We start from the raw sequence: 11,798 nt of genomic DNA on the forward strand, positions 1-11,798 counted from the left end.
TCCATTTGGCTTTGTCATTTATTGATTGACTTTGATTTGCGGAATGCAGATTGTGACAGTCGTTCCTACATCCTTTTGACTTTCAATCTGTAATCCGTAAATGTTTCCGTAATACAGTCGGATACGGGAGTGAATATTTTTTACACCGATGCTTTGGTGACTGCGCTTTCCGAATTCCTGCATTTCATCCGGCGCTGCCAAGCGATCCTTTAGTGCATTTAAAGTGGCTTGGTCCATTCCATATCCATCATCCGATACAATCAGAAGCAGACAATCGCCTTCCTGTCGAGCTTTGATATGAATATGTCCGGTGATCAGACAATGTCGAAAACCATGATTAATACAGTTTTCTACAATGGGCTGCAGAATCAGTTTCAATACTTTTGTAGATGCAAGCGCTTCCGGAATATCATAATCAATCGTAAATTTTTCGTGAAAGCGAATGGATTGAATGGATACATAATCTTTCACATGATTGATTTCATCAGACAACGGCACCAGCTCGCTATCGGTTTTGATACTGTAGCGAAACATATTTCCAAGTGCCATGGAAATCGTAGATACCCGAGGGACATCTTCGATTTCGGCAATACTGTTAATGGTCTCTAATGTATTAAATAAAAAGTGTGCATCAATTTGCGCTTCTAAGGCGCGCATTTGCGAATCCAAGGCAATAATTTTGTTTTGATAATCACGCTGAATATATTCATTCAGAGAATCGATGCGGTTGTTGTATTCTGTGTATAGCATCGAGATTTCATCTTTCCAGAGATTTTTCTTCTCTTTAAAAGGAATTTTCTTCAAATGGGTTGTGCGCATATGTCTGGTCAGCCGGGTGATCGGTTTGATCATCCATGCAGACAGCGGATAATACATCAAAAGAACCAAAACCAGCATGCATAGAATGATTCCAAGAAGGAGCATTCGTACATTGGTCAGATTCTTGGTATAGATTCTCAAATCAATCTGCGCATCAATCGTTAAATTGTATGCCGGAATTTCGACCTGCTTTGTGAGAATATACTTGTGATTGCTATGGCTGTCCGTTTTTACGGAATCACTGTTGGAGTAATAAACATTCGAAGGCTTTCCGGTCTCGTGAATACAGATGTTTAACGCATTTGGAAGGGTGTTGATGGAGCTGAGGTTAAACAATTCCGGACGGCATGGAATCAAAAGGGTTCCAAGATATTTTCTGGTGGCGACATCATAGAGCGCAGTGGAAAAGAGTACGCAATCCGTGCTGCGAAGGATGAAATCGTACTGCTTAATCGTGCTGATGTTCAGCTTGCCGTGCTTGGTTAAGGTGTCCTGATACCACTGGTCCAAAGTAGGATCGTAATGGTATTTGATATCGATATTATTTCCCCAGCCGAAACTGCTGTTATTTGGCAAAATAATGAAGATGCCATTGATGTTTTTATTTGTAAATAAGAAGTTCTGGCAGATATATTTGATGCTGTCACGACTTTCCTTCAAATCATAGGAAGTGACAGTTGCATTTGAATCGCTGTATTTTTTGATGCCGTCGATAAAGGTATCGCCGGAATCCGTATTGATCTGAAACAGCATACTGGTATCCCGAATATCGTTTAAGGAATCTTCGGTTTTGGATGCGGCATTTGATATGATATTGTCCACGATTTGCGATACCTGATTTGAGAACAGCTCGGTATAGCGGATGAAAACATATTGCGCAGTAAATGAAATCATAATCACTGCAAAAATAGAATAGATAATCAAAAATTTAGTTCGTAGTTTCATAATACACCCCAATCAGATTATCTCAGTCGGGGTTACAATCTCCGACTGAGATAAACGCTCCGCGAGGATGCGCAGAGATTTGCATATGAAATATGTCAGCTACGCTGACGCAAATCTCGCGCCAAGTCTCGCGAGCGAGACTTGAATTCAAAAATCTAAAAAAAGTATACCATACAAAAGCGAAAAAGTACACTCGCGAAATGGTAATATTTCATTATCAGATCAGAAAGGAGATAGGAAATGAAAAAGAAATTACTAGCAACACTGTTGGCTGCAACAACACTTGTAGCTGCAACAACAGGATGTGGATCCAATACCGGTGACACATCAAACTCGGGAGGTACCTCATCTGATGAGGATATTACAATCACGATGATGGTTTCAGGCGTGGCTTCAGAAAATGATTTTGAGACAGAGCAGCTGCCTGAACTGATTCATGAGAAGTTCCCAAATGTAACTCTTGAAGTAACAAAACTTCCGGATGACCAGTACTACACAGCATTAAAGACAAAGCTTGCCAGCGGAGAGTGCCCGGACATTATTTTGGTTCAGCCAAAATATGCGGGATCAAATTCAGTCATCGAGTTGGCAAAGGCAGGATATTTGATGGATTTATCAGATCTTTCTTGCCTTGAGAAGACCGGTGATGCTGCAAATGAAGCATTCTCATACGATGGAAAAGTTTATGGTATCGCACAGGGTGTTTCAATCCTTGGAACCTACTACAACAAAAACGTATTCGAAGAGAATGGTCTTAGCGTTCCTACAACCTGGGATGAGTTCTTAAACTGCTGTGAAGTTTTAAAGAATGCAGGCATTCAGCCAATCGTAATGGGAGATAAGGATGCATATGTAATGCAGTTTGGTCTTTATCAGATTGCAGCAAACGAAATCTATCCAAAAGATGCAACTTATGATGATAAGCTTCGTACAGGTGAAACTAAGTTCACTGATGAAGGAACATGGGATAAAGTTCTTGAAATGTATGGAGAACTTTACGAAAAGGGTTATGTCATTGATTCCTCACTTGGACTTGGAGCTGCACAGGGAATTCAGATGTTTGTAGATGGCGAAGCTGCTATGACATTTGATGGTTCATTCAATGCAGCAGCACTTTGCGAGGAAGGTGCAGTATCTTTTGAAAGAGGATATTTCCCACTTCCTGCAACAAACGGAGATACCTATGCTTCTATGGCACCGGGTGCAGGCCCTGCAGTTTATGCAGAAACAAAATATCCTGATCAGGTAAAAGAAATTCTTGAATACTGGTTTGATGGCGAATCACCTGTATATCAGGCATTTGCTGATACCGGAAGATTTATCGTAACATATGGATACGGTGCAGATAAGAATGATCCATTGTTTGATTCCTTCCTTGATTTATATAACGAAGGAAAAGCATGGTACTGGTGTAATCAGGCTTGGCCGGCAGGAACCGAAAACGAGATGGAAGCGTTATTCGGCAGCATGATTGGCGGTCAGGGAACAACAGTTGATGATATTACATCAGGAATGCAGACAATGCTCGAGTCCCTCTTGGAAGAGTAATCTTCCTGAATCATAAGCAAAGGAAAGGCGGGCCTGGCCCGTCTTTTCTTAATCTTTACAGTACCACAGGAGACAAATATGAAAAAAAGTAAAGTACGAGAGAAGTCGTTGGTAATGCCAACGAGAATGTATTGGTTTGCGGTGCCGGCCCTCATTTTGTTTGTAGTATTTTGGGTGTATCCGGTATTTCAAATGTTTTATTACAGTATTACCAATTTTAATGGTGTAAATTATGATTATGATTTTGTTGGAGTAAGGAACTTTCAGTCGATTGTGAAAGATGGTTCGTTGGTTAACGGAATCAAGAATACATTTATCTATACCATCATCATTGTAGTGATCAGCAACGTTGTCGGACTGGCACTTGCATTACTGCTGAACCTGAAATTAAAGGGGAAGTCCATCTTCAGAACGCTGGTTTATTTGCCGGCATTATTTAGTCCGATTGTCGTTGGCTTTATCTGGTCATATGTATATATGCCGGGTTCCGGAATGCTTTCATCCATCATTGAATTGTTTGGAATGGATGGAACAAAATTAAATCTTTTGGGAGATTTCGGTAAAGCATTATATGCGATTACAGCGGTTGATATTTGGAAAAATGTAGGAACCACAATGATCATTTATCTTGCCGGATTGCAAACCATCGATGACAGCTTGCTTGAAGCCGGAAAGATTGACGGCTGCAACGAATGGAAATTGATTACGAAAGTGAAGCTTCCTCTGATTTCTGCAACAATTACGATTAACGTAGTATTGAATGTAATTGCAGGACTAAAGGCCTTTGACTATTCATTCATTATGACAAACGGTGGTCCAGGAAAATCTACACAAACGCTGATGTATATCATCTTTAATACAGCGTTTAACAAGCAGTTGATGGGAAAAGCAAGCGCACTGAGTGTGGTTTCTTTCATCATCATTATTGCAATCACAATCCTTATGCTGCGTTTCATGAATAAGAGGGAGGTGGAATTCTAATGAAAAAGCAACTTTCGCGCACAGCGATTTATTTGATTTTATGTGTATATTCGTTTGTGACATTTTTGCCACTGCTGATTGTGGTATCAAGTTCATTTAGAAATCCACACAATTTAACTTCACCATTGAGACTCTTCTCGGAATTTACACTGAAAAGTTATATCACGGCATTCACCAAGATGAATTTTTTGGGCGAATTGCTAAACAGTATTTTGACCACTGCCGGTTCAGTCGTGATCGTGGTTTTGATTGCTACGATGGCGGCATATCCGATTTCAAGAATCAAAAAGAAGACGAGTCGCTTTTTATATTATTTCTTTATTGCAGGACTCGTAATTCCATCCCAGATGGTAATCGTACCGATTGCACAGGTGTTTGGCGCCTTAAATATCCCGAATACGCGCTTTACCCCGATGATTATGTTTATCACCTGTAGTTTGCCTTTTTCAACATTCCTTTATGTGGGATTCTTGAAAGGCGTTCCTGTTTCACTGGAAGAAGCAGCTTTTATGGAGGGCGCTTCCCTTTGGAGACGTTATCGTACTGTGGTATTCCCTCTTATCAAGCCTGCAACAGTATCTACAGTGATCACACAGGGATTATGGATCTGGAACGATTATTTCTTCCCGATGGTGTTCATTTCAAAGCGGGAACAGTATTCGTTGCCGGTTGGAATGCTCCAGTTCCTGGGAGATAAAGAGAATCCGGCACAGTGGAATGTGCTGTTTGCCTCCTGTGTATTGTGCGCTTTGCCTTTGGTACTTGTATTTATTGTACTTCAGAAACAGTTTATTAACGGAATTGCTGCCGGGGCAGTAAAAGGATAATATTCAATGTAAAAAAAGCTTCGGTCCTGATAAAAGGACCGAAGCTTTTTATTGAAAATCACGTTTTTTATAAAGAATTGTCCCAGTCCCAATTCCAGTCGTCATCATCAAAATCGTAATCGTTTTGTTTGTCATCGTCATCCCCAAAGAATTCATCCAGGATGTCATCATAATAGCTGCTGTTCGCGCGGCGAGATCGGTATTCGTCGAAAAATTTGGAGGTATATACATATCCGAAGAAAATCGTTGCGAGAAAGCCCAAAATGGCACAAATGATTCCTGCAATCGCATAGCCCTGTGCGCTTTTCTGTGTCAGCTGAATGATTCCGAAAATAACTGCCAAAATCGCAGTCAGAAACGAAAAAATAACGGTAAATGAAAGAACAAGCGAAAGGATTCCGAGAATCAGGGAAGCAACTCCGAATCCGGTTGTGGGATTCGCTTGTACCTGCTGCTGATAATTTGGCTGATAGTTCGAATAGCCGTAATTATTGTAGTTGCCGTTGCTTTGATAATATCCATTCTGTTGTTCGTTTCCAAAATTTTGATCCATTTCTTTTTCTCTCCTCATCTTTTTCTTTATGTCCATTTATAGCACAGTTTCCCTTCCCTTGCAATCACAAACAGCAACTCATTTGCAGGAGGTTCGGTTGAAAAAAGAAATGAGGTGGGATATGATTAAAAAGTGAAAATGTAAAAATGCATGGAAAGGGGAACAAAAGTGGCAAAGCGCAAAAAACGGAGTAAGAACAGAGCAATGGTGCTGGGCGTTACGATGAGTGTGCTGTTATGCGGATCGGTGTTGGCACTGCTTGCGGTGCTGTTTTTGAATACACCGGAGGAGAGCCCGAAACGGATTAATCGTCAACAAAGTGTGACAGAGAACACACAGGAAAAGACGAAAGAGACACAGGAGACTCGGGAGACACAGGAGACTCAGGATACGCAAGAGACACAGGATACGCAAGAGACACAGGATACGCAAAAGACAGAATCGTATGTGGTTGTGATTGATGCCGGACATCAAAGACATGGCAACAGTGAACTCGAGCCGAATGGTCCGGGCTCATCAGAAATGAAAAAGAAAGTGTCTTCCGGAACAGAAGGCGTTGCGACGAAAGTGCCGGAATATGAATTAAATCTGGTATTGGCAAAGAAGGTTCAGGCGATTCTCGAAGAGAAGGGCTATCAGGTGATTATGACGCGCACAGAGCATGATGTGGACATCAGCAATGTCGAGCGTGCCAAGATTGCAAACGAGGCAAAGGCGGATGCGTTTATCCGCATTCATGCAAACGGTGTGGATGATTCGTCCAAGCAGGGTGCATTTACAATTTGTCAGACTCCCCATAATCCGTATAACGGATCGCTGTATTCGGTATGCCGCAAATTCTCGGAATGTGTATTGGATGAATTCATTGCGGAGACCGGAGCCAGACGGCAGGACATCTGGGAGACGGACACGATGACAGGAATCAACTGGTGTGAAGTCCCGACCACATTGATTGAGGTGGGGTATATGTCCAATGCAGAGGAAGACCGTCTGATGCAGACGGAGGAATATCAGGATAAAATGGCAAGTGGAATTGCAAAGGGAATTGTGAAATTCCTTGAAGAATAAGTGAAACGCAAAAGCGCCTTCCCGGGGTAAGGGAGGGCGCTTTTTTTAGAGGTTCTCGGAGATTCGAATATCGACATCGAGATAGATGTGATCTTTCTCGGGAGGGGTATTTTCAAAAAGGTATTTGGACAATAATTCGATCGCCTGATAACCCTGCAACTGATGTTGCTGACAAAGAATTGCGGTGATAACGCCTTTTCGGACATATTCCACGGTTGTCGCGATATTGTCATAGGCAAAGACCGACAAAGGTTTGTCGTGCTCTTCAATTGCTTTGCAACCGCCGGAAACACCGCCGGCAGTGAAATGAATGCAATTGATTTGCGGATGTTCGGCCAGCATTTGTCTGACCAGTTTATAACTTTCAACATCATCGTCGTGATTTTCCACGGTTTCGACAATGTGAATGTTCGGATATGCTTCCTGAATCCGGTCGGCAAAGCCGCGGATTCGTTCGGAGTGACTGAGAATATGAGAGGAACCGGTAATGATTCCGACATAGATCTCGCCGAATGTCATACGGCCAACGAGCCCCGCAGCGGTAGCTCCGCAACGGTAAAAATCACATCCCACAAAAGCAAGACGGCGGGATGGAATATCACTGTTGAGGGTAATCACCGGAATCCCGGCATCCATCAACTGGTCGATTCGACAGTGAATCTTTTCCCCGTTATAAGGAGACAGAACCAGTCCGTTGATGCCTTCGGATGTCAGCTCATCGATTGCCTGCAGCTGGGCATCTTCTTCAAAAGGTACCATGCGCGTGACTCTTGTGATATTATATCCGGAAAGCTCGTTCATCTTTTCATTGATGCCGTCCATCATTTCCTGAAAGAACAATGTGGAGTCGGCAAACAGGATGACGCCGATTTTGTAATTTTTCTTTTGAGCTGCTAGCAGGATGCCGGCCTTGTTTGGCTGGTAATTCAACCGCTTGGCGATTTCTTCGATACGCTGTTTCGTTTCCTCATTGACGGATCCCCGATTGTTTAAAACACGGTCAACCGTCCCGCGGGAAACACCGGCCAGTGCAGCGATTTCTTTGATCGTAGCCATAGAAAACTCCTTTATTACATAAAACACTATCACAAGATATGGTGGTTCGTCAACAAAAAATAACAAATGTGCACGAGCACATGAAAGGTGCACAAAAACAAAAAACAAAAATTGTGAAAAACCGATAAATCGTTGAGCAATTCGAAAAAATACATTGCAAAAACAAATATGGCAATGTAACATAAAACTAGAGTGTGCACGAGCACACAACAAAGAGACCAAACAAACAAATACGATAAGGAGAGAAGGGATAAGATGAACTATATTGGGATTGATCTTGGAACCAGTGCAGTCAAGTTACTCTTGATGGATGGCACAGGCAAAATCTTAAAAATCGTAAGTCGTGAATATCCGCTCAGTTTCCCAAAACCGGGATGGTCGGAGCAGAATCCGTATGACTGGTTCACACAGTCCATGGATGGCATGAAAGAGCTTTTGGACGGAAGCGATAAACAGGCACTCGCCGGTATCAGCTTTGGCGGTCAGATGCACGGACTTGTTGCACTTGATTCCGCAAATGAAGTGATTCGTCCGGCAATCCTCTGGAATGATGGCCGTACCACAAAAGAGACGGATTATCTGAATGAACAGATCGGAAAGGCTAAGCTTTCCGAATATACTGCGAATATTGCATTTGCGGGATTTACCGCTCCGAAGGTGCTTTGGATGAAAGCAAACGAGCCGGAGAATTTCGCAAAGATTGCAAAGATTATGCTTCCGAAGGATTATCTGGCTTTCCGCCTGAGCGGAGAATATTCGACAGATGTATCGGATGCATCGGGCACCCTGTATTTTGATGTCAAGAACCGTTGCTGGTCCAAAGAAATGTGCGAGATCTGCGGCATTCAGGAGAGCTGGCTTCCAAAGATATATGAGAGCTATGAAACAGTAGGAACAATCCTGCCTGAAATTGCGGATGAGCTCGGTGTTTCCCATGATGTTAAGATTGTTGCGGGAGCCGGAGACAATGCGGCTGCAGCAGTCGGTACAGGAACCGTTGGAGCGGGCGCCTGCAACGTGTCTCTCGGTACCAGTGGAACCGTATTTATTTCATCAGACACATTCGGTGTGGATGCGCATAATGCATTGCATTCCTTCGATCATGCGAATGGCAAATATCATCTGATGGGCTGCATGCTTTCTGCGGCAAGCTGCAACAAGTGGTGGATGGATGAAATCATCCGTACAAAAGAATATGCGGCAGAACAGGTTGGTATCACGGAGGACAAGCTCGGTGAGAACCATGTATATTTCCTGCCGTATCTGATGGGCGAACGTTCACCGCACAACGATCCGATGGCAAGAGGATGTTTCCTTGGAATGTCTATGGACACTTCAAGAGAAGATATGACACAGGCTGTTTTGGAAGGCGTGGCATTTGCACTGCGTGATTCTTTTGAAGTCGCAAGATCGCTCGGCGTCAAAATCGAGCGCACCAAGATTTGTGGTGGCGGTGCAAAGAGTCCGCTCTGGAAGCGCATCATTGCAAATGTATTGAATATCAAAGTGGATGTCCTCGAAAACGAGGAAGGACCTTCCATGGGTGGCGCAATGCTTGCAGCAGTTGCCTGCGGTGAGTATGCAACCGTGGAGGATGCAGCAAATGCAATTGTAAAAGTAGTGGACACGGTGGAACCGGAACCGGAACTGGTTGCCAAATATGAAACACGTTATCAGAGTTTCAAGCAGATTTATCCGGCATTAAAAGGACTTTTCCCGACTTTTTAGTCCGGGATCAAATATGAGAGAATCAAAGGAGGAATCAACATGTTTAACAACATTCCTGAGGTAAAGATCGGTATTGTTGCAGTCAGCCGTGACTGTTTTCCGGAAAGCCTCGCAGTAAACCGCAGAAAGGCATTGGTAGAAGCCTATGCAAAGAAGTATGACAAGGCAGATATTTATGAGTGCCCAATCTGCATCGTAGAGAGTGAAATCCATATGGTTCAGGCTCTTGAAGATATCAAGAAAGCGGGATGTAATGCACTTTGCGTTTATCTTGGCAACTTTGGACCTGAAATTTCCGAGACTTTGCTTGCAAAGCATTTTGACGGACCGAAGATGTTCGTTGCAGCTGCCGAAGAATCACAGAATGACCTTTCAGACGGCCGTGGTGACGCATATTGCGGTATGTTAAATGCAAGCTATAATCTTGCACTTCGCAATGTCGGCGCATATATTCCGGAATATCCGGTCGGCGACGCAGAAGACTGTGCAGATATGATTCATGAATTCGTTCCGATTGCAAGAGCAATTGACGGATTAAACAACTTAAAGATTATTTCTTTCGGTCCTAGACCGTTGAACTTCCTTGCTTGTAATGCACCAATCAAGCAGCTCTACAACTTAAATGTTGAAATCGAGGAGAACTCTGAGCTTGATCTGTTTGAAGCATTCAACAAGCATGCAGGCGATCCTCGTATCAAAGAGGTTGCAGCAGATATGGCAAAAGAGCTCGGTGCCGGCAACAAGAAACCGGAAGTACTCGAGAAGCTTGCACAGTATGAAATCACTTTGCTTGACTGGGTTGATGCACACAAGGGATATCGCAAATATGTTGCAATTGCCGGAAAGTGCTGGCCTGCATTCCAGACACAGTTTGGATTCGTACCTTGCTATGTCAACAGCCGCCTGACCGGACGCGGAATTCCGGTATCATGTGAAGTAGATATTTACGGTGTATTATCAGAGTTTATCGGAACCTGCGTATCAAATGATGCGGTTACCCTTCTTGATATCAACAATTCCGTACCGAAGGATATGTACAAGCAGTCTATTGAGGGCAAGTATGATTACAAGCATACAGATACCTTTATGGGATTCCATTGCGGAAATACCTGCAGCTCTAAGCTTTCATGCTTCGAGATGAGAAACCAGAAGATCATGGCACGCGCACTTCCTGTAGAAGTAACCAATGGTACACTCGAAGGAAATATCGTGCCTGGCGATATCACATTCTTCCGTCTGCAGTCTACCGCAGATGCAAAGCTTCGCGCTTATGTGGCAGAAGGTGAAGTACTTCCTGTTGATCCGATGTCATTCGGTGGAATCGGTGTATTCGCTATCAAAGAGATGGGCAGATTCTATCGCTATGTATTGATTGACAAGAATTATCCACATCATGGTGCAGTTGCATTCGGACATTACGGAAAGGCTTTGTTTGATGTATTCAAGTATCTGAATGTACCATACGAGGAGATTGATTACAATCATCCGGCCGGACTTCCATATCCTTCAGAGAATCCTTTTAAATAATTAGGGGAAAGGATAGGTGTCTGAAATGAAAATTTATCAAGTAACAGATCCTGAATTTCATGCATATGGACAGATTGTCACAGGAATGGATGAAATCGTTAAAAATATGACTGAAGCACTTGCAAAGACACGTATGCCGGAGGAGGGCTGTGATTATGTTCCGACCGATCCGATTTTGCAGGGGCTCAGTGAAGCAGAAGTCGTAGCAAACCATTGTTATGGGGGAATGCCGATCCAGCTGGGTTGGTGCAATGGTCACAATCGTAAGTTGAATTGCCTGGAATATCACAGAGATTCGGAATTCAATCTTGGTACGGAAGACTTCATCCTGTTATTGGCGAAACAGGACCAGATTCATGATTTCATGCTGGATACCGCAGATGTTAAGGCGTTTTATGTTCCTGCCGGAGTGCTGGTTGAAGTGTATGCGACAACACTTCATTATGCACCTTGCCATGTGAATGCCGACAAGGGCTTCAAGGTAATGGTGGCGCTCCCATGGGGCACAAATACAGACAGACCGGGCATGCCTGATCGGACAAGGGAGGATGCATATCTGACTGCAAGAAACAAATGGTTACTTGCACATGCAGAATCCAGCGAGGCGGCCAACGGTGCCGTAGTCGGATTGAAAGGTGAAAACATCGATTTGGATGCATAATGACAAAAAGAAAAGGAACTGCCGACTGAGGTGACCCCAAAAAGTTAGACTTTTTAAGCGTAGCAGTTTTTGGCTGCTACGCTTT

General features: G+C 43.4%; 10 protein-coding genes. 7 read left to right on the plus strand and 3 right to left on the minus strand.

Features of this window, described 5'->3' with window-relative positions; all coding sequences use genetic code 11:
• Nucleotides 1–18 precede the first annotated feature (18 nt).
• Complete coding sequence (locus CSX02_RS09610) at nucleotides 19–1,764, minus strand: sensor histidine kinase (protein ID WP_099386517.1); 1,746 nt, start codon at nucleotides 1,762–1,764, stop codon at nucleotides 19–21.
• 240 nt (nucleotides 1,765–2,004) lie between these two features.
• On the opposite strand from CSX02_RS09610, the gene CSX02_RS09615 reads away from it, so the two are divergent.
• From CSX02_RS09615 to CSX02_RS09625, 3 genes are all read left to right on the plus strand, one after another.
• A complete protein-coding gene (locus CSX02_RS09615; RefSeq protein WP_099386518.1) occupies nucleotides 2,005–3,312 on the plus strand; it encodes an ABC transporter substrate-binding protein in 1,308 nt (435 codons plus the stop codon).
• Nucleotides 3,313–3,390: 78 nt separating this feature from the next.
• On the plus strand, nucleotides 3,391–4,293 hold the full coding sequence (locus CSX02_RS09620; protein WP_207653775.1) for a carbohydrate ABC transporter permease: 903 nt from the start codon (nucleotides 3,391–3,393) through the stop codon (nucleotides 4,291–4,293).
• Nucleotides 4,293–5,120 (plus strand): carbohydrate ABC transporter permease, encoded by an 828-nt coding sequence (locus CSX02_RS09625; protein ID WP_031544980.1) that lies wholly within the window; start codon nucleotides 4,293–4,295, stop codon nucleotides 5,118–5,120. Before CSX02_RS09620 ends, CSX02_RS09625 begins: the two co-directional genes overlap by 1 nt.
• Before the next feature lie 67 nt (nucleotides 5,121–5,187).
• On the opposite strand, the gene CSX02_RS09630 is transcribed toward CSX02_RS09625, so the two are convergent.
• On the minus strand, nucleotides 5,188–5,673 hold the full coding sequence (locus CSX02_RS09630) for a DUF4190 domain-containing protein (RefSeq protein ID WP_099386519.1): 486 nt from the start codon (nucleotides 5,671–5,673) through the stop codon (nucleotides 5,188–5,190).
• A 150-nt stretch (nucleotides 5,674–5,823) separates the two neighbouring features.
• On the opposite strand from CSX02_RS09630, the gene CSX02_RS09635 reads away from it, so the two are divergent.
• Nucleotides 5,824–6,741 (plus strand): N-acetylmuramoyl-L-alanine amidase family protein, encoded by a 918-nt coding sequence (locus tag CSX02_RS09635; protein WP_242970463.1) that lies wholly within the window; start codon nucleotides 5,824–5,826, stop codon nucleotides 6,739–6,741.
• A 45-nt stretch (nucleotides 6,742–6,786) separates the two neighbouring features.
• Here the strand turns inward: CSX02_RS09635 and CSX02_RS09640 are convergent, their stop codons facing one another.
• Entirely contained in the window at nucleotides 6,787–7,797 is a 1,011-nt protein-coding gene (locus CSX02_RS09640) for a LacI family DNA-binding transcriptional regulator (protein ID WP_099386520.1), read from the minus strand.
• 255 nt (nucleotides 7,798–8,052) lie between these two features.
• Between CSX02_RS09640 and xylB the strand changes: the two genes are divergently transcribed.
• The 3 genes from xylB to CSX02_RS09655 are packed head-to-tail and all read left to right on the plus strand — an operon-like array spanning nucleotide 8,053 to nucleotide 11,713.
• On the plus strand, nucleotides 8,053–9,525 hold the full coding sequence (gene xylB, locus CSX02_RS09645; protein ID WP_031544989.1) for a xylulokinase: 1,473 nt from the start codon (nucleotides 8,053–8,055) through the stop codon (nucleotides 9,523–9,525).
• Nucleotides 9,526–9,564: 39 nt separating this feature from the next.
• Entirely contained in the window at nucleotides 9,565–11,052 is a 1,488-nt protein-coding gene (locus tag CSX02_RS09650; protein WP_031544990.1) for an L-fucose/L-arabinose isomerase family protein, read from the plus strand.
• 25 nt (nucleotides 11,053–11,077) lie between these two features.
• Nucleotides 11,078–11,713 (plus strand): DUF4867 family protein, encoded by a 636-nt coding sequence (locus CSX02_RS09655; RefSeq protein ID WP_099386521.1) that lies wholly within the window; start codon nucleotides 11,078–11,080, stop codon nucleotides 11,711–11,713.
• Nucleotides 11,714–11,798: the final 85 nt, after the last annotated feature.

This window comes from Agathobacter ruminis (assembly GCF_002735305.1).
GTDB lineage: Bacteria > Bacillota > Clostridia > Lachnospirales > Lachnospiraceae > Roseburia > Roseburia ruminis.